Here is a 20,314-nt window from a genome sequence, read left to right as displayed (position 1 = left end):
TGATATATGAAATCAAATTTAAGGTTAATTGGAGGAAGAAAGCTTGAGAGCCCAAATACTAATGAATCTAGGCCAACTACTTTAATGGTTAGAGAAGCTATTTTTAATATTTTGAAAAATACAGTTGAAAATTCTAATTGGTTGGATTTATTTAGTGGGACAGGATCAATATCCTGTGAGGCATATAATCATGGTGCAAAAAAAATAATTGCAGTTGAAAAAAATAAAAATCTCTCAAAAATATGTTTAAAGAATTTATATTCATTGCAAAATATGGATAATAGAAAAAATGATATTGAGGTTATTTGCAAAGATGTATTGATTTGGACAAAACCCAGTGCCTCCAAAAATTATTCTACTAAGAATAATTTAAATAAAATAAAATTTGACTTTATATATTTAGATCCCCCTTATAGAGCTGATTATCATGAACTGGTTTTAAATCAAATATTTAATTGCAACTTTATAAGAAAAGATACGATAGTTATCTGCGAACATTCATTAGATTTGGAGATAAAGAAGAATATTTTATGGGAGATTTATGATGTTAGAACTTATGGTCAATCAAAATTGACTTTTTTAATCCATATCTAACAAACCTGACCCTCTTCTATATTGATTCCATGCGCTTACAAATAATCCTAGAAGTGTTATTGGAACTAATCCTAAAACTATTCCACATAAAAGAGGTTCAATCATTTTCTTGCATTTTTCTTATTTCTCAATTCTTACACAGCTACGATTTTTTGTGTCAAAATCTTCATCATCTGCAGCAGAAGAAGATTTAATAATTAAATTCGGGAAACACAGATTTATGATTTTTGCGATTTGATTAATATTTGGCGATTTATTTGATTTAAATCAAAAAGAGTAGAATTCGTATATTTTTTAAAAACTGTTTAACTTAGCCATTCAGTTAAGGCCGTAAACAATCTTCAAAATAAATTGTGTGAAATTATATGGTATAAAACAGAGATAGGTTTAGTTTAAACAGACTTACATTCAATAACTTAGCGTTTAAGTGATATATAAATTATAAAACATGTTATTAAGGCTTTCACTCTCCCAATGCTAAAGTTTGAAACTGTTCCTCAAAATATTTCCAAATTTAGAACATCTCCACATAGCAAAAAAATAAATTTTGAAGAAAAATGTTGTTAACTTGAAGGTTGTTTTGGTTGAACCAAATGGGCCAATAAATATTGGCAGTATCGCTAGACTATGTTCTAATTTTGATGTGAATGAATTAAGGATTGTTTCACCTAAATGTGATATTTTTTCTTTGGAAGCAAAAAAAATGGCCTTAAAGGGTCAAAAATATATAAATAATTGTAGAGTTTTTAATAGTATTGAACAAGCAATATTTGATTGTGATTTAGTTCTTGCTACTTGTGGAAGGATTGATTTAAGTAATGATATTGAGTGTGAAAATCCTGAGGTGATTTCTAAATGGATTTCATCTTTTAAGGTTATTAATAATTTGGCTATTTTATTTGGAAGAGAAGATAGAGGTTTAACTAATAGTGAATTACTTTTTGCTCACAAGATTTTTAACATAAAAACTTCCCAAGACTATCCCTCTTTAAACCTTTCTCACGCGGTTGCAATAATTTTGTATGAATTAAACAAATGTTCAAAAAATACTCCTCAGAAAGATTTAAAAGTTTTTAACCTTGCATCATCAAAGCAAATTTACGAATCATTTAAAGATTTAGAAGAAATACTTATTAGGACCGGTTATCTTTTAGAACATACATCCTTTTCAAAAATAAGTAAGTTTAAAAAATTTATTTTAAAAGCGAAAACATCTAGTCATGAGATAAATGTCTTAAGAGGAATTGTTCGTCAAATCAAATGGTTCTTAAATAATTCAAAAGGCAATTGAAATTAACTTTGTTAGATAAAAATTCAAGCAAATATTTGTTCTTGATTTTATGGCTGAATTTATTTTAAAAAGTATATATTCAGTTTAAAAAATTAGAATTTATAAAAATTAATTTAGAATCAGAAATGATTTTATATTTCAAAAAGCTCTAGATTGATAAAAATGTTCAATTTGATTTTGATATTTACTAATAACATTTTCTGAAGTATCATCGACTGATCATACGTACATAAAGTAAAACTACAGCTGTGAGCACTACAAAGAAAAGAAGAGTTTTTCCTTTTACGGCAGTAATTGGTCAAGAAGAAATGAAATTAGCTCTTTTATTAAATGTTATAGATCCAAGAATTGGTGGAGTAATGATTATGGGTGATAGAGGAACTGGTAAATCAACTACTATTAGAGCTCTTGCAGACTTGTTACCTGCAATAGATGTTGTTAAAGATGATCCTTATAATAGTTCTCTTGTTGATCCTGATTTACAAAGTAAAGAAGTTTTAGAGAGAATTATTCAAGGAGAGAGTTTAGAGAAAGACAAAAAACAAGTACCAATGGTAGATTTGCCATTGGGCGCAACCGAAGACAGATTATGTGGAACTATTGATATTGAAAAGGCTTTAAGCGAAGGTATTAAAGCTTTTGAACCAGGGTTATTAGCAAAAGCTAATAGAGGACTATTATACGTAGACGAAGTTAATTTACTAGATGATCATTTGGTCGATGTTCTTTTAGATTCAGCAGCTTCTGGATGGAATACTGTTGAGAGGGAAGGCGTCTCAGTGAGGCATCCTGCAAGATTTGTACTGATTGGCTCTGGTAACCCAGAAGAAGGAGAACTGAGGCCTCAGTTATTAGATAGATTTGGTATGAGCGTTGAGGTTAAAACAGTAAGAGACGCAGAATTAAGGGTTAAAGTTGTGGATCAAAGAACTTCTTTTGATGATAATCCTGATGAATTTTCAATAAGTGTTGAGAGGCAACAGGATGATCTTCAGCAAAAAGTTATCAAAGCTCAGGAAATACTTAATTCAGTTAAATTGGATGATGATCTCAGATTAAATATATCAGCTATATGTGGAGAACTTGATGTTGACGGACTAAGAGGAGATATTGTCACTAATCGATCTGCTAGGGCAATAGCTGCCTTTGAGGGAAGAACTGAAGTACAAGAAGAGGATATTGCTAGAGTAATTACTTGTTCTTTAAGGCATCGATTAAGAAAAGATCCATTAGAGCAAGTAGATTCTGGTGAAAGGGTTATTCAAGCATTCTGTAAAGTCTTTGACTTTAACGAAAAAGATAACCTTTCTAAATTTCAATTGTCATCAGAAGAATAATTAAGTGAGGATTATTGGCATTGATCCTGGATTAGGAAGAGTTGGATATGGAATTATTGAAATACAAAATGAAAAGAAAAAATTTCTTGATTGTGGCGTAATTGAAACTGATAAAAATAAAAAAGAAGAAGATAGACTTTATGAAATTTTTAATGATCTTAATACATTAATAAATCAATGGAAACCAGATATTGCAGCGGTCGAGAAGTTTTTCTTTTACAAATCGAGTACAACCATTAGTGTCGTTCAGGCAAGAGGTGTAATTATGATGGTATTGGCTTCCAAAAATATTCAAGTTAGCGAGTATGCACCTTCTCAGGTCAAACTTACTATTGCAGGATCAGGTAAAGCATCAAAGAAAGAAGTTATTGAAGCTGTTATGTTTAACTTAAATTTGAATTATGCACCAAAACCTGATGACTCCGCAGATGCACTGGCTATAGCTCTAACAAAATTAAATGAAGCTGGAATAAATTAGATTTAAATTATGATCTACTCTGAAAAAAAGAACTTTGAGAGGAGAAATTTTAAGAATTTAATGATAAAAAGTTCTTCTATTGATAGAAGAAATGTAGCAATTAATGTGGACTTATATCTTGAGTCCTTAGTTAAGCAAGAGATGATAATTGATCATATTGGGATATATTGGCCTCTTAAAAATGAAGTTGATATAAGAAATCTTAATAATAAATATTCCGTAGCCTTGCCTAGATGTGAAAAAAATAAAGAACTCTGCTTTTGTTCATGGAATAATGAACAATTGACTAAAGATAATGAGGGAATACCCTCTCCTGATCCTTCTTTCAAATTAAGTTATAAAAATATAAGTTTAATATTTGTACCTTGTCTTTCAGTCGATAAAAAGTTGACAAGACTAGGATATGGAGGTGGATATTTTGATAGATTTAGAGAAGATGAGAATTGGAGAACTATTCCATGTATTGGAGTATTAACTTCTAATTGTGTCAGTAATGATTTATTAACTAAAGCGGATTGGGATATCCCCCTATCTGGCTTTATTACAGAAAAAGAGATATTAGTCTAATGTGGAATTAATTTATAATTACTAGATTTATGTAAGTATGGAAAATAAACAAATTTATATTAATTTATTTAAGCAAGTTGAGAAGCTTAAGAATTCAAAGGATCCTAAAAGAAAATACGAATATATTTTATGGCTAGGAAAAAAATTGAAAGTTCCAAATAGTAATATCTTAATTCAAGAAAATAAAGTACAAGGATGTGTTTCTGAAGTATTTGTTAAAGCCACTTTTCAAGATGGTAAGCTTTATTGGGAAGGTTATTCTGATGCATTGATAACAAAAGGTTTACTAGCGTTTCTTATTTGTGGGATGAACGAGTTGACGCCAAAAGAAGTTGTAAATATAAACAACAAATTTATAGAAGACACAGGTCTTAAAGCGAGCTTAACTCCCTCAAGATCAAATGGATTTTTAAATATACTTTTAAAAATGCAGTCTCAGGCAAATGATTTTTTGTCGGAATAATATTATAAAATTGAACCTATATTAAAATTTAAAAAATGGGAAAATGTAAAATTGGTATTATAGGTTTTGGAACTGTAGGGACTGGTATTTATAGAATTTTGAAATCGAGAAATGATGTTCATCCTATTTTAAAAGATATAGAAATTGTTGGAATAGCTGTTAAAAATATTAATAAAAATAGAAATATTGAATTAGAAAATAATCTATTAATAGATGATCCTAATAAATTAATTAACGACTCTAATATTGACGTAATTGTAGAAGTAATGGGAGGTACGGATATGGCCAAAGATATTATTTTAAAATCTCTAAAAGCTCGAAAATCTGTAGTTACAGCGAACAAAGCAGTCATCGCAAGATATGGGAGTGAAATATATGCTACGGCTGCAAAGTATGGGGTTTATGTTTTAACAGAAGCAGCAGTTTGCGGAGGGATCCCAATAATTGAACCTTTAAAAAGATCTCTTAAAAGTAATCAAATAAATAAAATAGTTGGGATAATAAACGGCACAACAAATTTTATTCTTTCAAAAATGACAAATGAAAAAGCTGATTATGAGGAAACATTAAAACTAGCTCAAAAACTAGGGTTTGCAGAATTTGATCCAACTGCTGATGTTGAAGGTCATGATGCAGCTGATAAGATTTCAATTCTTTCTGAACTGGCATTTGGAGGAAGAATTAATAGAGATTCAATTAGTACGGAAGGCATTAATCAAATAAATATTAAAGATATTGAATATGCAAATAAACTTGGTTTTGAAATAAAACTCTTAGCCTTCTCAGAGAGAAATACTATCAATAACAAAAATTCTCTTTCCTTAAATATTTGGGTAGGACCCTCTTTAATTCCTAAATATCATCCTTTAGCAAAGGTTGACGGTGTAAATAATGCCATTCTTATAGAGTCATATCCACTTGGAGAAATAATGTTATACGGCCCAGGTGCGGGCAGTGGTCCAACGGCAGCTTCTGTAGTTTCTGATATATTAAATCTTCAGGCTTCATTATCAAAAAATTTACCTACAAAAGATCCATTATTATCTTTTAATTTTTGGAGAGACTGTCACATAATAGATTTCAATCAAATATCAAAAAAGAATTATCTCAGAATTATTTGTTTAGATTCTCCTGGTGTAATTGGTAAGATCGGAGATTTATTTGGGAAGAATGATGTCTCAATAGAATCAATAGTTCAACTAGATGCAAGTGAGAATAAAGCTGAAATAGTTGTTATCACTCATGAAGTGTCAAATGGTAACTTTGAAAAATCAAAGGAGGGGATAAGAGCCCTTCCTGAAGTTGAATTAATTGCCAGCCAATTAAGTTGTATTTGAAGAAAATATTTGCAAATCCCTCTTTAGCTTGTTAAACCGAAGTAAGTAAATTTACTTTAGTAATGTTTTATTCAAATTTAATAGATAGTAAAAGTAATAATAAACTTAATCCTGATGAGATTCGAAAAAACCTCTATAAAGGGGCGTGCGTGAAAATTAAAAATAGTCAAAAGACCTTTCAGGTTATTGGAATCAATCAAAAGAGTAAAGTTTGTTGGATAAGAGAGTGGCCTTTCTCTTTAGAAGTTAAAAGACCCTTTTCTTTGGAAATTAATCAAATTACAATATTGACCTTTTGTACTAGAAGTTTTATTGAATAATAATTATTGAAATTTTAAATAAAATGCAAAATAATTTTTTAGTAACCACTTTCCTTTTCTTTATTTCCTTATCACAGTTTTCTTGCGTTCCAGATAGTAGACCCAAAAGAATTACAATTGCGAGTTCAGGAAAAATAGAGTCTTTAGATCCTGCAAGGGCTAGTACTCTTAAGTCAATTCAACTATTAAGTTCTCTTGGAGATACTTTATATGAATTAAATTCTAAGGGAGAATTAATCCCTGAATTAGCATCAGGAATGCCAATTTTTTCAAAAGATAAATTAAAAATAACAATTAATCTTAGAAGAAATGTTCTTTTTCATGATGGAACTTTATTTAATTCAAATGCTCTAAAATTTTCTTTTGACAGATTTAAAAGAATTGGAACAATGAATTATATTTTGGGGAATAAAATACAATCAATAGAAACACCAAGCGAATACAAGGTTGTCATTAATTTAACCAAACCATCTAGTTCTATTAATGGATTACTTACAGCTGTATATTTAACACCTATTTCCCCGACTTTTTATAAGGATTATTCTGATAAATTTTTAAATGATCAATTTGTTGGAACTGGTAAATATATACTTAAGAGATTTTCAAATGAAGTTCAAATAATTGATCCAAATTTAAATCATTGGGGTAATAAACCTAATAATGAGGGTGTGAATTTTATAGGATATTCCAATTCTTCTTCTCTTTTCGGAGCTTTAAAAAGTAAACAAATTGATGTTCTATTATCAAATTCAATTGATGATAGTCAAAGAAATAATTTAAATTCTTTAAGCAAAAAGAATGAAATTAAAGAAGGAAATAGTCCTGCTACAGAAATAAGCTTCATTAGTCTTAGAACAAATTCTTATCCGTTAAATAACCTTAATGTAAGGTTAGCGATTGCTAAAAGTCTAAATAGAAAATTAATTAGCGATAAAGTTAGTTATGGTTTGAGGGAACCATTAAGATCGATTGTTCCTCCCATTTTAAAAAAAAATAAGCAGGAATTATGGCCAGAATATAATCCTGTAGAAGCGAAAAATTTATTACAAAAAGAAGGTTTCTGTAATGGAAACATTTTAGAATTACCTCTTACTTTCCGATCTAATGTGCCTGCTGATAGACTTATTGCTCTTTCTTGGCAAGAGGAAATCAAAAATATATTGAATGAATGTATTAGTATCCAACTAAACGGGGTAGAGTCAACAACAATTTATAAAAATCTTAATCTAGGTCTTTACACAGCGGTCATTCTTGATTGGACAGGAGCTTATTCTGATCCTGAGGCATACCTTACACCTCTTCTAAGTTGTAGTGAGTTAGATGGTGAAAAATGTAAAAAAGGAGAATCAGTTTATAGCGGAAGTTTTTGGGGATCGAGGATTGTAGATGATTTATTTCTTGAGAGTGAAAAATTAAATGGAGATGAAAGATTAGCCAAGTTAATTGAAATAGAGAAAATAGCTTCAGAATCAATACCTTATATTCCTATATGGATTTCATCTCAAAAAGCTTGGTCTCAAAATAAAGTATCAAAACCTATTTTTAATGGGGCAGGAATTATTTCAATTAGCGATCTTAAATTTATTAATGAGTAGAGATTTCAATAAAATTTTAAATTATTCTTTATTAAAGATTTCTTTGATCCCTTTAATGTTATGGCTTATATCTACATTAGTTTTTATTTTGTTGAGAGTTGCTCCCGGTGACCCAGTTGATGCAATTCTTGGATCAGGAGCAAATGAAGCTTCAAGAGAACTTCTTCGATCCAAATTAGGGTTAAATGAATCTCTTTTAAATCAATATCTAACTTTCATTAATAATATTTTGCACTTAAACTTTGGAGAATCCTTAAGTACTCAAGAGCCGGTTTTTAATATTATCCTTAAGTCATTACCAGCAAGTCTTGAATTAGGTATCTTTTCAATATTTTTTGCAATCCTAATAGGATTTCCTTTGGGATTTTTGAGTATTAAATATAAAGGTAAAAAAGGAGATTACATAGCTAGATTGATTGGAATTGCTTCATATGCAATACCTCCTTTCTGGGGGGCAATGATAGTTCAATTAATATTATCTGTATATTTAAGAATTTTTCCAATTGGCGGGAGGTTTCCTATAATTCATAGCCAACCTAACATTACAGGCTTTTTAATTCTAGATAGTCTAATTGATAATAATATTGTCTATTTAAGAGATAGCATATATCATCTTGCACTCCCCTCGTTAACACTTGGGTTTCTTTTGAGTGGTATTTTTAGTAGATCTTTAAGGATAAATCTAGACAAGACTATAAAAAGCGATTATGTAAAAGCCGCTTTAACCAGAGGAATTACAAGAAGAAAAATTGTATTTAATCATGCTTTGCCTAATTCACTTTTGCCTATTGTTACTATTGCTGGCTTAACCATAGCTTCTTTAGCAGGAGGAGCGCTTCTCTTTGAAGTCACTTTTTCATGGCCAGGGATAGCTTTAAGATTATATGAAGCCATCACCCAAAGGGATTATACTGTCGTTCAAGGAATCGTAATTGTTACCTCTTTCCTAATAGTTTCTTTAAATCTTTTGGTAGATATTTTTATTGCATTATTAGATCCTCGTATTGAATACTAATTTTTGATGATTTCTTTTATGGTCTTTCTATCTAAAATATGAAAATCAAGATTACTTTCAGAAAGGTTTTTCATGACTTTAATACTTTCATTCTTTTTAATATTTTCTAGGAATTCAACAATGACTTTTAAAGATAAATTTTGAACAGAATTAGGATTTGATCCAATAAAAGATTGATTAATTTTAAAAATATCATTACTTTCAATAAATTCTGTATCCTTATAATTAATCCTAATTGGAGAAAAATGACTTGCACCCTCAATAATTAAAAATCTATTTAATGGATTATTAGTTGTAGATAGAAATAACTTGAATTGCTCACTAATTAAAGGAGTAATAAGATCGAAGGTTCCTCCAATAAGTAATATTGGAATTTCGATTCCAGAATCTTTTTCTTTTGGCCAGATTATGCTGCCGAATGAATTAAATCCTATTATGGCATTTGCCTTCCTTAGATTATCAATTTGAGGTAATGGGATTTCGTTTAATTGGCATTGAAATAGTTTTGATAAATTTGTTAATGCTAAATCTTTTAAAGCAAAATCACATCTTTTTAAGAATCCATCTTTAGGTAAATCACCTTCATATAAAAATGCTATCAAAGCCCCTAGTGAATGTCCCATTAAAATATAGGAATTATTGGCTAATCCAAAAACTCCATTATTATGATCTTTAATTACTGCATCTAAATCTTTCATACGATAGGAGAATAAATCAACACTACTTGGAACTGCATCACTACCTTGGAGAACGTCTGAAATAGCCTCAGAATTACTTCCTTTATGATCTATAAATAATACAGGCCATCCTAGTCGACTTAATTCGAACCCTATCCACCTAAAATTATTAATATCCCCTCCAAGACCGGGCATAAATATTATTAAATCTTTTTCAACTATTTCATTGCTAGGTTTCCATATTTCTATATTTAAAGGATCAACTCGATGATTCGTATAAATTTTCTTTTTGATTTTTATAAGGCTTTGATCATATTTGGTTTCTTTTTTTTTCTGAAAAAAGTTGTTAGTTTTCTCTAATGAATTTAATTTTATTATTAGATTTTGTTGCTTTGCTAATTCTTTTTTCCAAGAAGAAATTATTGTAATTAAATTATCAATATCTAATGTAATTTCTTCTGAAGGTAGGGCCTTTAGGATATCTAAAGTTGAAACTTCCTGTTTTGATTCCAACAGACTTTCTATAGTATTAAAAATCTTAATACCATATTTGTCATTTGGAACTAATATTGTATTACTTAATTCTGTAAGAATCTTTCTTCCTACCCAGCTTCTTAAAACCTGTCTGTTTAAACTTTCTTCTTTAAAAACGGGGAATTTTAAAAATTTGGATAACTCAAATATTCTTGAAAATCCATTTTCTTTCAACCAATCTATTACTTCTGTAGAATCATTCTTAAAAGTTTCTAAGTTTGATAATTGATCCATAGTTAAAGGGATTGACATTTCTTCAAACTTAATATTTATCTTTTCAGCGGCTTTTAAATTATTAGCTGAATAAAGACTAAAAAAACTTAAAAATAGTACAAAAATCAATTTCAATTGTTTTGGTCTCGAATAAATTTCTAATTAATAAACTTTGGTGGAATAAACTTCCTTTTCATTTAAGGTTAATTACTAAAATAAGATTTTTTGCTTCATTTGGAGCAGGAGGAGTTATTTATTTAACATCCCTTATTTTTAATAATATTGGGTTGTCAGCAACTGAAATTGGCCTAGGTTTTACGATATCAGCGATTATAGGTACTTTAACAAGAATCATTACAGGTAATTTCTTAAATAAAACATATAAAGTTCATTATCCCTTTGTTATTTCTTCATTAACAAGTATTGCTGCAGGAATTTTTCTAATTATTTCAAAAGATGCTTATTTTTATATCATTGGGCAAGCTTTTATTGGTGCAGCTGCAGGTATATATTGGCCAACAGCTGAGTTTGTAGTCCCATATTTTTGTCAAAATATTGATACTAGAAAAGCTTATGCTCTAGTAAGAAGTTCTGAGGCTTTGGGGATATTTCTAGGAGTATTTATTGGTGGATTTATGAATGGTTTTATATATCTCAAATCTATTTTTATTAATGATATTTTTTGTATGATCACGATTATTTTATTGGTTTTAAGAAATAAAGCTTCTATAAAAATTACTTTAGAAAAATCTCAAAAAAAAGCTTTAGATCTAATTAAATTAAATCAAGAAAGGTGGAATAAAAATACAATCATAATAGTTTCATCTTTGGTTTTAATTACTACATCTCTTGCTTTAATTCAGGTTACACTTCCTCTTGATCTAGTTAAGGGCGGTATTTATAGAGAGGCTATAAATGAACAATTAATTAGCTTTATAATTTCTTTTCAATTAATTCTACTATTAATCATACAATGGCCAATTGGTTCATGGATATCCAAAAAAGGAAAATTGTTTGGGTTGAAATTTAGCTTGATCAACTTTGCTTTTGCTTCACTTTTATTATTTATATCTAGTTATTTAAATATTTCGGCTTTTTATTTTATATTTATTGCAATTATTCTTGTGGGTTTAGGCACCTCTTCTTTTCTTCCAACATCAACCGATGTTGTTTTTAGCATAGCCCCTTCAAATAAAAAAGGTTATGCACTTGCACTTCTATCACAATGTTTTGCTATGGGCTATTTCTTTGGACCTTTAATTTCTGGAGGGATTTTAGATCTTTTTGGTTATGCCTCTATAATTTGGGCCGCTATTTCATTCGTCTGTTTTTTAATGTTCGCAATAATATTTAAGAAATTATTTTAAAAAACATTCGAAATATAATATTAATTATTTTCTATTTCCATGATTCTTCTCTCTCTAAGAAATAAGAAAAAGGGAGCAGAGAAGGCGAATGCTATTAAAAAAGTTCCTATATAAACAATCCACATATTTTTTATTTTCAATTTTTGAGATTCATTTACTATCCAAATAAAAACTGCACTAGCACCGACGAATAAATCTCTAGAAATCGACTGAGCTGCAGGATTAGCATTTGCCAATGAAATAAAGTTCTTGATGTCAAAACTATTGCCATATTCCATAGCAAAATCAAAATTTGCCATCATAGGAAGTATTGCCCCAAGTATTGATAGACAAAGATAAATATAAGAAAGTACTTTTTTATTATCTTTTAAAATGTTTAATGAATTCATATGCAATTGATATTTATCATAATAATAGTATTCAGTGAATTATGTTTGAAACAAAAAATAATTTATTTAGAGATTATCAATTTCCAAAAGGGAACTTAAAGTTTGCTGTTATTGGTCATATAGAATGGATAAATTTTATCGAAGTTGATCAACTGCCTAAGCCAGGTTTAATCTCTCATTCAAGAAAATCTCTAGAATATCCTGCGGGTGGAGGTGCAGTAATTGCTAAAAGACTTCGTGAACTAACCAAGAGCGAAGTTCATTTTTTTACATCTTTAGGAGATGATTTTTATGGCAATCAATGTTTAAACATTTTAGAAAATAATGGTATTAAATTACATGTTGCATGGCGTGATAAACCAACAAGAAAAGGTTTTAGTGTTATTGACTCTGAAGGCGAAAGATCTATTACTATTATTGGCGATAGATTAGCTCCAACGCATAAAGATAATTTAAATTGGAGTATTCTTGATGAAATGGATGGGATTTTTATTACAGCAGCTGATAAGGAAATATTTAAAAAATCTAGGATTGTGAAATCGTTGTGTACTACTCCGAGAGCAGGTTTAGATATTATTAATGACTCTGGTATATTTTTAGACGGATTAATTGGAAGTAATCTTGATCCGGGAGAAGTTTTTTCTCTAAATGAATTAAAATTAAATCCAAAATATATTATTAAAACGGAAGGAGAGAATGGTGGGATAGTATTCCCAGGAGGTAGATATAAAGCTATTGAAAATAAAAAGAATAAGGTTGATTCATATGGATGTGGAGATTCTTTCGCCGCTGGTATCCTTTATGGATTATCATCAGGATGGAACATAGAAGAAAGTTTAAATCTTGCTAAAATAATGGGTAAAAGCTGTAGTGAACATTTTGGACCTTATAAATATGATATTAAAATTTAATAAGGTGATTTTATGAAAAATTTTTTAAACAACAAAGGTTTATCTCTTATTGATTCAATTATTATTATATTTTTGTTAATCTCTTCTTTGATTTTTGAATCTTTAAAAACTTTAAGTGGACTTTTCACCTATGGTATTTTTAAAAAAGAAATATTGACTAATAAAAGCAACTTGGGATTTGATTTTAAGATTAAAATCAAATGAATATACAATTTATTCTCCTTGGTTTAGCTTTAATTTTTCTGATTATTAAAATTAAATTCTTTAGAAAAAATAAGAATAATAATTTATTTAAATTTAAAAAGAAACTACTTAGTAAAGAATCTAATATTGAGAAAATTTTTACAAGAGATGATGAAAAAACGTGTTCAGATCCAGATATTAATATTAGAATTGGTCTTTATGAAAATGAAGATAACATAAATAGAAAATTAAATATTCATAGAGCAAGACTTTCAAAATTTAAGAAGTCAAAATTAAATGGTGAAATTATATTTATAGACAAAGATCAAAAAATCTTCAAATATATTAATGGGAAGAAAAAATTTATCTAATTTAGAGATTATTAACTACATTCAAGACTGTCCCTTGTAGAGACTCCTGTGGTAGGGTTAACTCCCTCAGCAATTTTACAAAGATTCCTCTGATCTTCGCTATCAAGAATTGCGTAAGAAAAATCTGCTCCTTCTATTTGAGCACCAGCAAAGCTACTACCAGAAGCTATCATATTTATTAAAATTGAATTTCTTAAATCTGTTTTTTGGAAATTAACCCTATCTGCCAGAGTGTCAGTCAGATCAATTCCATTGAGATTAGAACCTTTTAAATCAGATAAAGTTAATGTTGTTCCATGAAGATCAACATCGCTAAAGTCAGCATCTCTTGCTACTGCCCCTGCTATTGAGGATAAATGAAGATCCTCTCCATGAAAATCAAAACCAGTTATGTTAGATCTTACATAACTAGGAACTTCATCTCCCTCTCCTTTTGTGGCGACATTTGCTCCAGCAAAAACAGGAGAAGAAATAATCAAAAAAGCAAAAGATATACATAAAAAATATTTTAAGAACCTAATTAATTTCATATTGAGTTTTTTACATTACTTTTATCTTATATCAATAAGATATTGATTTAAATTGATTTTAAAATTTGAATAAAGTTTTTAAAGTTATTTAACACTATAAAATTAAAATTTAGGTTGGGAAGTAGTTCAGCAATAGCCGACTTTTTGATTATATTTACTATTGGGAAATTTTAATTCAGTATCGATGGTTCCTTTCGTATCTCTTATCGCTAAATAAAAAAAACAGAACCATTCTCCTTGGAAATACATCTATGAAAGGGTTTTCTGTGAATTATCAAGTGTAGTTGGCATAATTCTAATCCAATTTTAAAGAAAGAATATTCCCCGTCATAATTTAAATAGCCTATTGGAATTTATTAAAAGGGCCTAGGATTTAGTAATTATTACTATTTCCTCTTTTCTTTGATATTTGAGTTATGAATTAGTTGATATTATTTATGAAGGATTAATAAAATTTTTACAGAAAATGAAATTAATAATAAAACAAACTTTGAATTTAATATTTTTTATCTTCATGTCAAATACTCAATTTTTACAGTCTCACGATTCATTTAATGGTGATTGTAAGGATCATTGTATAGAATCAGTTGATTTCCTAACTGTGGAAAAAGAATTAAATATTATTAGTAATAAAAATCATTTTTCGGATAACGATTCTTGTTTAAATAAATCACTATGTAGAGGTTGATAAATACATTATTTTGATATTGTCTTGATTAAACTCCCATAGGCTTGATAATTTCTCCTAGGAGCATTAATCTGATTTTTAATTAAAATTATAAACGAATAAATTAAAGGTAGAACTAAGGTCAAGGATGCGAGAATAGCTATTATTTTAGTGATTTTAATAAATGGTTTTTTTTTCAGAGGGTCCCCACATAAACCACATATTAATTCTCCAGATGTTGTTTTCTTATGAAATTGATATTTGGGATTACAATAAGGACAATAATAATTATGCATTAATTTAAAGAAAATTATTTTTTTAGTATTAGAAATATAAAAAATTAAATTTATAACATGGTTTGGGACTGAAAGATGTAATTAATTAGTGATGCAGTGATCTTTTAAAAATTTAAACTCATTTATAACAAGAGAAATGGTGATATCTTTGATCGTCTACATCTGCCACAATATCTTTTTTCTTTAATTTCTTTAAAACTTTTTTGTATTCTGTTTCATTAATTATGCTAGCCAAAAAGTTAGAAAAATATCTAAGTTTTTTTGACATTATTTTATACATATTTATAAAAAGTTACTTATTACAATTAATAGCTAAAATGATTTAATAATGCCAAAGATTTTTGTTTTGGCAAAAATAAAAAGAGAGCTTTTAAAAGCTCTCTTTTTATTCTCTTAAATATTTTATCTATTAAATTTAACAACAAGCCTAAATCATTGATCCTTGTTGTTAATTATTCTTCAGTCTGAATACCTTTAAAAAACTAATTGTTCTTAACTGGGGCAAAGAAACTAGTATTGAACTTTTTTCTTATAGGGCACCTATACGATGCTGAAGAAGTAAGTTCAGACATTAATAAAAAATAATTGGAGCAGTTAATTAAATCAGTTCGGAATTATTCCGAAATTGCAGGCAGGCTATCGATCATTTTGAAAGACCTCCTAAAACTCAACAATCTCAAATTAATTAAAAATATAAAAAAAAACAATCCGTTTTTATACGCATTGATTTTTAATCGAAAATGTCCGATAGTGCAAATAAATTTGTTTATTTTTGTTTTTAAATTTTAAATATTTTATCTTTAAATTCTAGGAAATTTTGCTTATTTCATTTTTTATTACCTTCGTTTATGTTGACCATAAATGAATTAAGGAGTATCTCTTTATGACTAATTCAAAAATTCAAAATAAACAAAATAATATTGATATTCATGATCCCATAGATGAATATTTACAATGTCTTTCATATTGCGATATTCATCCAAAAGGTATTGATAATGATTGCGAAGTGATTTGTATGGAGAGACATTTAAAAGCTAATTATTGGTAAAGCTATTAGCTTGTAATTACTTGAACCCCTTTGAAATGGAAGTCGTACGGACTTTGAAATTCCAAACTGTTACAACACCCTTTGCATTAACTGCGGCTAAAGCGCAGTCATCGGGTCTCCACGCAATATCTCCAACTAAATCACCGGCAAAAGCAGCTCCAACAGGATCCCCATTCCCGTCTTTTTTAAGAAAACTAGCTACGACTGAACCATCTCTTGATCCTGAAGCAACTAGCAAACCTTTGTTAGAAAAAGCTAGGCTAGAAACTGGTTCTGTATGATGACATAATTCTCCCGGGATCGTACCTTGAGGGCCATTCCCTGAAAAACTCCATACAGTAATTCTTTCGCTTCCACTAGTTGCTAATAGCATGCCTGTTTCATCAAAAGAGAGGTGAGAAGGCTTTGCTGGATAACCGGTCATTTCAGCATCTTGTCCAGTTGATCTTCGCCAGAAGTGTACAGAATTATCTTGACTTCCGCATGCAACAATATCTCCATCGGGGCTTAACTTCATCGACACCAAGGATCCTTGCCATTTAAGTTTTTGATTGGTTTTATTATTAGCTACATCAAAGAAAGTTACTTGACCATAACAGGCAGTTGCTAATTCATTTTTATTTGACCATGATATTGCACTTACTGTGCTTGGATGTTCCTCTGAAACCCAATTTTCATTACCCTCCTGATTAAGTACATACACTTTTTTGGAAAAGGCTGCAGCTAAAAATGAGCCATCATTTGACCAACTTAGATGCTCTACCCAACATTTGCCAAGTTTAATGTCCTTAATTTTCTCACCATTATTACAATTACATATTCGAACTATTCCATCTTGTCCTGAAGTCGCAAAAATATTTCCATTTGGATGAATAGACATTGCAAGAAGACCTCCTGAATGGGCTTCATTCTTTTCCCAAACAATTTTACCTGTATCCCCCTCGAACCCGTAAACTCCTCCGGCTACATCTCCGACAATAAAAAGTTTTCCTCCTAAAGCCCAACCACAAACTATTGCATAATCTTCAACTTCAGCAGACCAGCCCTCATGAAACATCCCTCTAGGGTTAAACGGTTCTATATCAGGCACTTATCAAATCCCTCCTGCATCTCTTTTTCATTAAGATTTCTGCCAATAAATACAAGTTGATTTCTACGAGGTTCATTACCCCATTCTTTATCTGGCTGAGCAGTAAATAACATATGAACTCCTTGAAAGACTATTCGGCGTGGATTACCAGAATAACTTATAAAACCTTTTGTCCTGAATATATCAACCCCTTTCTCAGAAAGAAGTCTTCCCATCCATGTATTTAACTTTTCAGGATCAACATCTCCAAAACGTTCTATTGCGATTGATCCAACTTCGTCATCATGTTCATGCTCTGCTACCCAGTTCCTCTCTTTTTTTAAAGGAATTTCCCTTATGTTTTTTTTGTCATCTACTTTTAGTACTTTCATTTCAAATTCTTCAGCAGTATGTTGTGTAAACAAACCAACTTTTGAAGATCTTTCTACTACCAAAATAAAAGATTTAGTACCTTTCTCTTCTAATTTGAGACTTACATGCTCATCATATGGAATGGTATTTCCAGGCTCTAGGTTTTTAGCTTTTTCAGCATAAAGTCTTACAGAAGCTTCAGCACCCTCTTTTAATTCTTGCTCACTGACTCCTTGATTAGCAAAAGCTACTAATGACATTTCAGGATCAGGCCCATCTTCAAGTGTTAATTCATATTTTCCAGACTCAACATCATAAACTCCTGACCATTCAAAAGGATATTCAGGTTCTAAAAAAGTTGGTCTACGCTTTAGAATTTGATCAAGATCGAAGGCACTAAGATTTAAGACTGTATTAATAGGTACCTGTGCATTCTCCGCTCGAATAATACGAGTCATTCGATTCATGTCCCTTAATCTTGATTCAAGGCTATTAAGAGCTTCATCTGAGACTAAATCAGTTTTATTAAGAACTAGGACATCTGCAAATGCAACTTGTTCAGAACTCTCATCACTTCGTCCAAGTTGTTGATCAATATGAGCTGCATCAACTAAAGTAACAATTCCATCAAGTATAAATTCAGAACTGATTTCTTCATCCATAAAAAATGTTTGAGCAACGGGACCTGGGTCTGCTAATCCAGTGGTTTCAACTAAAACATAGTCAAACTTATCCCTTCTTTTCATCAAATTACCAAGGACTCTAATAAGATCTCCTCGAACAGTACAACAAATGCAACCATTAGACATTTCAAATACTTCTTCATCGGCGTTTATTACCAATCCTTGGTCAATTCCAACTTCTCCATATTCGTTCTCAATAACGGCTATTCGCTTACCATGTTCTTCGCTTAAAATTCTATTTAGGAGAGTTGTCTTACCTGAACCTAAGAATCCTGTAAGGATTGTAACGGGAACTCTTTCGTTAATACTCATCTTTTTAATAGTTTTCTTGATTGATGACTAACAAATATATGTTAATCAATAATGATAATGAAAACCGTTATTTATAAAAAATTAATTTGAGAGAGAATCCCATTTATTTTCTATGATAGACCCAAATTCTTCATCACATGATCCACCTAATGAGTTAACAATTGTACATGTATTGTGAACTGCCACTGAAACTGTATTTCCTGTCATCATTAGTCCATCACTATATATTTGATCAGAAGAAAGAGGTATTGAACTTTGTCTGCTTAGGTTTTTTATTAACTTTGAGACAGGCTTCTGCTCAGAGAACAATACTTTCACATTATCTTTCTTGAGTTCTTCTAAAGTAGATTTAATTTTTTCTGGTCTTAAGCTTGATGATTCCCCTAAAGAATCAAGTAAGCTAATAATTTTAAATCCAAATGCATCTCCGTAATATTGCATAGCATTATGTTTAGAAACAATAATTCGATTTGCCTTTGGAATTGTTGAAACCTGTTTAACAATCCAGCTATCAAGTTCTTCTAGTGTTGACTCCACAGAAGTAAAACTCTCATTGATTAATCTCCTGTCAGATCTATTAAAAACAGAGATATCTTTCTTTAAATTTTTACTTACTACTTCACCCATTTTTATGATGTTATGTGGATCATGCCATACATGTGGATCTAGACCTCCATGGTCATGATGGTGATGATGCCCATCCCCTTCATCTGGTACTTGTGCTATTGGCTCGACATCACTATTTAAAACGTCTTTAAAAAAGTGTTGAGTTGCTTCAAACTCAAAAGGCATGTGTTCAGTAAAAAATATATATTGACCATCTTCTTTAATATCCACGTTAAATACAGTGCTTTCTTTTCTTTGATCAAAGTTAAGAACAAAAGCTTTATTACTTGCGATCAAAGTATCATTATTTTTCTTGATTATTGAGTCTTTAGATCCTAATAGTTCTTTAGCTAAATCTTCAGACCCTTCTATGTCATTAGATTTGAGAATCACCATCTTCATTGCAGGATCTGCATATTCGCCATCGACTTTTTCAAATGACCATTTGTAAGAACCCTTAGATAGCTGGAATTTTCCTGCCCATTCGAAAGCACCCTCAGCATGTTCATCATGTCCACCATAGTCTGAATGGTCATCATGACCTCCATGATCAGAGTGATCATCTACCTTAGCTGAATGTTCATCGTGATCATCATGTCCTCCATGATCTGAGTGATCATCTACATCTATTGCGCTAACACCTACAACAACAGTTTGCTTTTTACTTTCCCAATTTTTCATGGTTGGATTCATTTCTTTCCCTAAAGTAAAAACTTTATCCGCATTGTTAAGTAATTGAGCCTGTCTTGGAGTGATTTTCAAGTCATGCACATCTTCTTTTCTATCAACCAAACAAGTTACCTTGTCAGAAGTTAATGCTATTGATTTAACTAAATCACAGACGAATGGCTCTACAGCTACATATGATTTACCTTCCGCTAAAACATCTTGTCCAACAGTTGAAAATAATATACTCCCAGCAACTAAAGTAGTTTTTAAAAGCGATTTATTAGATTTCTCGTTTTTTTTAATAAGAAGTTTTTTGAAAATAGACATAAATGAAAATATGTTATCATAATAATGATAATCGTTTTCATTTTAATTGGCAATCATTTAATAGGATTTGTTATGAAAAAAGTATAAAAATTT

General features: G+C 30.0%; 24 protein-coding genes. 15 read left to right on the top strand and 9 right to left on the bottom strand.

What is annotated here, in order from left to right:
- Positions 1 to 6 precede the first annotated feature (6 nt).
- Positions 7 to 594: a 16S rRNA (guanine(966)-N(2))-methyltransferase RsmD gene (gene rsmD, locus P9515_RS05550; protein WP_011820456.1), complete on the top strand. Its 588-nt coding sequence runs from the start codon at positions 7 to 9 to the stop codon at positions 592 to 594.
- On the opposite strand, the gene petG is transcribed toward rsmD, so the two are convergent.
- On the bottom strand, positions 580 to 699 hold the full coding sequence (petG, locus tag P9515_RS05545; protein WP_011820455.1) for a cytochrome b6-f complex subunit V: 120 nt from the start codon (positions 697 to 699) through the stop codon (positions 580 to 582). The genes rsmD and petG overlap by 15 nt on opposite strands.
- Before the next feature lie 442 nt (positions 700 to 1,141).
- Between petG and P9515_RS05540 the strand changes: the two genes are divergently transcribed.
- The 9 genes from P9515_RS05540 (at position 1,142) to P9515_RS05500 (ending at position 8,997) form a co-directional block, all read left to right on the top strand.
- Positions 1,142 to 1,885, top strand: a complete 744-nt coding sequence (locus P9515_RS05540) for an RNA methyltransferase (RefSeq protein ID WP_080513412.1) — start codon at positions 1,142 to 1,144, stop codon at positions 1,883 to 1,885.
- Positions 1,886 to 2,133: 248 nt separating this feature from the next.
- Complete coding sequence (gene bchI, locus P9515_RS05535; protein ID WP_011820453.1) at positions 2,134 to 3,222, top strand: magnesium chelatase ATPase subunit I; 1,089 nt, start codon at positions 2,134 to 2,136, stop codon at positions 3,220 to 3,222.
- Positions 3,223 to 3,226: 4 nt separating this feature from the next.
- A complete protein-coding gene (gene ruvC / locus P9515_RS05530; protein WP_011820452.1) occupies positions 3,227 to 3,700 on the top strand; it encodes a crossover junction endodeoxyribonuclease RuvC in 474 nt (157 codons plus the stop codon).
- 9 nt (positions 3,701 to 3,709) lie between these two features.
- Positions 3,710 to 4,267: a 5-formyltetrahydrofolate cyclo-ligase gene (locus tag P9515_RS05525; RefSeq protein WP_011820451.1), complete on the top strand. Its 558-nt coding sequence runs from the start codon at positions 3,710 to 3,712 to the stop codon at positions 4,265 to 4,267.
- 37 nt (positions 4,268 to 4,304) lie between these two features.
- Entirely contained in the window at positions 4,305 to 4,730 is a 426-nt protein-coding gene (locus tag P9515_RS05520) for a SufE family protein (protein ID WP_011820450.1), read from the top strand.
- 35 nt (positions 4,731 to 4,765) lie between these two features.
- Entirely contained in the window at positions 4,766 to 6,067 is a 1,302-nt protein-coding gene (locus P9515_RS05515; RefSeq protein ID WP_011820449.1) for a homoserine dehydrogenase, read from the top strand.
- 62 nt (positions 6,068 to 6,129) lie between these two features.
- Positions 6,130 to 6,387, top strand: a complete 258-nt coding sequence (locus tag P9515_RS05510; protein WP_011820448.1) for a hypothetical protein — start codon at positions 6,130 to 6,132, stop codon at positions 6,385 to 6,387.
- A gap of 23 nt (positions 6,388 to 6,410) precedes the next feature.
- Positions 6,411 to 7,982, top strand: a complete 1,572-nt coding sequence (locus tag P9515_RS05505; protein WP_011820447.1) for an ABC transporter substrate-binding protein — start codon at positions 6,411 to 6,413, stop codon at positions 7,980 to 7,982.
- Positions 7,975 to 8,997, top strand: coding sequence for an ABC transporter permease (locus tag P9515_RS05500; RefSeq protein ID WP_041710727.1), 1,023 nt, complete (start codon positions 7,975 to 7,977; stop codon positions 8,995 to 8,997). The genes P9515_RS05505 and P9515_RS05500 overlap by 8 nt, the downstream gene beginning before the upstream one ends.
- Here P9515_RS05500 and P9515_RS05495 read toward each other — a convergent pair.
- A complete protein-coding gene (locus tag P9515_RS05495; RefSeq protein ID WP_011820445.1) occupies positions 8,994 to 10,556 on the bottom strand; it encodes an alpha/beta hydrolase family protein in 1,563 nt (520 codons plus the stop codon). The two genes, P9515_RS05500 and P9515_RS05495, sit on opposite strands and share 4 nt — an antisense overlap.
- 5 nt (positions 10,557 to 10,561) lie before the next feature.
- On the opposite strand from P9515_RS05495, the gene P9515_RS05490 reads away from it, so the two are divergent.
- Positions 10,562 to 11,788 (top strand): MFS transporter, encoded by a 1,227-nt coding sequence (locus P9515_RS05490; RefSeq protein ID WP_011820444.1) that lies wholly within the window; start codon positions 10,562 to 10,564, stop codon positions 11,786 to 11,788.
- Positions 11,789 to 11,808: 20 nt separating this feature from the next.
- Here the strand turns inward: P9515_RS05490 and P9515_RS05485 are convergent, their stop codons facing one another.
- A complete protein-coding gene (locus P9515_RS05485; protein WP_011820443.1) occupies positions 11,809 to 12,177 on the bottom strand; it encodes a DUF2834 domain-containing protein in 369 nt (122 codons plus the stop codon).
- A 41-nt stretch (positions 12,178 to 12,218) separates the two neighbouring features.
- Between P9515_RS05485 and P9515_RS05480 the strand changes: the two genes are divergently transcribed.
- Positions 12,219 to 13,088: a carbohydrate kinase family protein gene (locus P9515_RS05480; RefSeq protein WP_011820442.1), complete on the top strand. Its 870-nt coding sequence runs from the start codon at positions 12,219 to 12,221 to the stop codon at positions 13,086 to 13,088.
- A 200-nt stretch (positions 13,089 to 13,288) separates the two neighbouring features.
- Positions 13,289 to 13,642 (top strand): hypothetical protein, encoded by a 354-nt coding sequence (locus P9515_RS05470; RefSeq protein ID WP_011820440.1) that lies wholly within the window; start codon positions 13,289 to 13,291, stop codon positions 13,640 to 13,642.
- Between the two features lie 11 nt (positions 13,643 to 13,653).
- Here the strand turns inward: P9515_RS05470 and P9515_RS05465 are convergent, their stop codons facing one another.
- Positions 13,654 to 14,172, bottom strand: a complete 519-nt coding sequence (locus P9515_RS05465) for a pentapeptide repeat-containing protein (RefSeq protein ID WP_011820439.1) — start codon at positions 14,170 to 14,172, stop codon at positions 13,654 to 13,656.
- Between the two features lie 514 nt (positions 14,173 to 14,686).
- Here P9515_RS05465 and P9515_RS05460 point away from each other — a divergent pair.
- Positions 14,687 to 14,860 carry a hypothetical protein gene (locus P9515_RS05460; protein ID WP_225867077.1) on the top strand — a complete coding sequence of 58 codons (174 nt, stop codon included), beginning with the start codon at positions 14,687 to 14,689 and terminating at the stop codon, positions 14,858 to 14,860.
- Positions 14,861 to 14,868: 8 nt separating this feature from the next.
- On the opposite strand, the gene P9515_RS05455 is transcribed toward P9515_RS05460, so the two are convergent.
- Both P9515_RS05455 and P9515_RS09755 read right to left on the bottom strand, forming a co-directional pair.
- Positions 14,869 to 15,135, bottom strand: a complete 267-nt coding sequence (locus P9515_RS05455; RefSeq protein WP_011820438.1) for a DNA gyrase — start codon at positions 15,133 to 15,135, stop codon at positions 14,869 to 14,871.
- Positions 15,136 to 15,253: 118 nt separating this feature from the next.
- A complete protein-coding gene (locus P9515_RS09755; RefSeq protein ID WP_187146016.1) occupies positions 15,254 to 15,403 on the bottom strand; it encodes a hypothetical protein in 150 nt (49 codons plus the stop codon).
- A gap of 615 nt (positions 15,404 to 16,018) precedes the next feature.
- Between P9515_RS09755 and P9515_RS09750 the strand changes: the two genes are divergently transcribed.
- Positions 16,019 to 16,183 carry a hypothetical protein gene (locus P9515_RS09750; protein ID WP_011820436.1) on the top strand — a complete coding sequence of 55 codons (165 nt, stop codon included), beginning with the start codon at positions 16,019 to 16,021 and terminating at the stop codon, positions 16,181 to 16,183.
- 16 nt (positions 16,184 to 16,199) lie between these two features.
- Here P9515_RS09750 and P9515_RS05450 read toward each other — a convergent pair whose 3' ends face one another.
- The 3 genes from P9515_RS05450 to P9515_RS05440 all read right to left on the bottom strand — a co-directional run bounded on the left by P9515_RS05450 (position 16,200) and on the right by P9515_RS05440 (position 20,221).
- Positions 16,200 to 17,273, bottom strand: a complete 1,074-nt coding sequence (locus P9515_RS05450) for a WD40 repeat domain-containing protein (RefSeq protein ID WP_011820435.1) — start codon at positions 17,271 to 17,273, stop codon at positions 16,200 to 16,202.
- Positions 17,261 to 18,619 carry a CobW family GTP-binding protein gene (locus P9515_RS05445; protein ID WP_011820434.1) on the bottom strand — a complete coding sequence of 453 codons (1,359 nt, stop codon included), beginning with the start codon at positions 18,617 to 18,619 and terminating at the stop codon, positions 17,261 to 17,263. Before P9515_RS05445 ends, P9515_RS05450 begins: the two co-directional genes overlap by 13 nt.
- A gap of 81 nt (positions 18,620 to 18,700) precedes the next feature.
- Positions 18,701 to 20,221 (bottom strand): metal ABC transporter solute-binding protein, Zn/Mn family, encoded by a 1,521-nt coding sequence (locus P9515_RS05440; protein WP_011820433.1) that lies wholly within the window; start codon positions 20,219 to 20,221, stop codon positions 18,701 to 18,703.
- Positions 20,222 to 20,314 lie beyond the last annotated feature (93 nt).

The organism is Prochlorococcus marinus str. MIT 9515, assembly GCF_000015665.1.
Taxonomy (GTDB): domain Bacteria; phylum Cyanobacteriota; class Cyanobacteriia; order PCC-6307; family Cyanobiaceae; genus Prochlorococcus_A; species Prochlorococcus_A marinus_P.
Note: the sequence above shows the minus strand (reverse complement) of the source record. Positions and strands in the feature narration are given on the sequence as shown.

Coding starts and splice junctions, on each gene's coding strand:
- P9515_RS05505 (WP_011820447.1), top strand. CDS start 6,411: ATGCAAAATAATTTTTTAGTAACCACTTTCCTTTTCTTTATTTCCTTA.
- P9515_RS09755 (WP_187146016.1), bottom strand. CDS start 15,403: ATGTCAAAAAAACTTAGATATTTTTCTAACTTTTTGGCTAGCATAATT.
- P9515_RS05510 (WP_011820448.1), top strand. CDS start 6,130: ATGTTTTATTCAAATTTAATAGATAGTAAAAGTAATAATAAACTTAAT.
- P9515_RS05465 (WP_011820439.1), bottom strand. CDS start 14,172: ATGAAATTAATTAGGTTCTTAAAATATTTTTTATGTATATCTTTTGCT.
- P9515_RS05470 (WP_011820440.1), top strand. CDS start 13,289: ATGAATATACAATTTATTCTCCTTGGTTTAGCTTTAATTTTTCTGATT.
- P9515_RS05520 (WP_011820450.1), top strand. CDS start 4,305: ATGGAAAATAAACAAATTTATATTAATTTATTTAAGCAAGTTGAGAAG.
- P9515_RS05445 (WP_011820434.1), bottom strand. CDS start 18,619: ATGAGTATTAACGAAAGAGTTCCCGTTACAATCCTTACAGGATTCTTA.
- P9515_RS05455 (WP_011820438.1), bottom strand. CDS start 15,135: ATGCATAATTATTATTGTCCTTATTGTAATCCCAAATATCAATTTCAT.
- rsmD (WP_011820456.1), top strand. CDS start 7: ATGAAATCAAATTTAAGGTTAATTGGAGGAAGAAAGCTTGAGAGCCCA.
- P9515_RS05480 (WP_011820442.1), top strand. CDS start 12,219: ATGTTTGAAACAAAAAATAATTTATTTAGAGATTATCAATTTCCAAAA.
- P9515_RS05460 (WP_225867077.1), top strand. CDS start 14,687: ATGTCAAATACTCAATTTTTACAGTCTCACGATTCATTTAATGGTGAT.
- P9515_RS05525 (WP_011820451.1), top strand. CDS start 3,710: ATGATCTACTCTGAAAAAAAGAACTTTGAGAGGAGAAATTTTAAGAAT.
- P9515_RS05440 (WP_011820433.1), bottom strand. CDS start 20,221: ATGTCTATTTTCAAAAAACTTCTTATTAAAAAAAACGAGAAATCTAAT.
- P9515_RS05500 (WP_041710727.1), top strand. CDS start 7,975: ATGAGTAGAGATTTCAATAAAATTTTAAATTATTCTTTATTAAAGATT.
- P9515_RS05485 (WP_011820443.1), bottom strand. CDS start 12,177: ATGAATTCATTAAACATTTTAAAAGATAATAAAAAAGTACTTTCTTAT.
- petG (WP_011820455.1), bottom strand. CDS start 699: ATGATTGAACCTCTTTTATGTGGAATAGTTTTAGGATTAGTTCCAATA.
- P9515_RS09750 (WP_011820436.1), top strand. CDS start 16,019: ATGACTAATTCAAAAATTCAAAATAAACAAAATAATATTGATATTCAT.
- P9515_RS05515 (WP_011820449.1), top strand. CDS start 4,766: ATGGGAAAATGTAAAATTGGTATTATAGGTTTTGGAACTGTAGGGACT.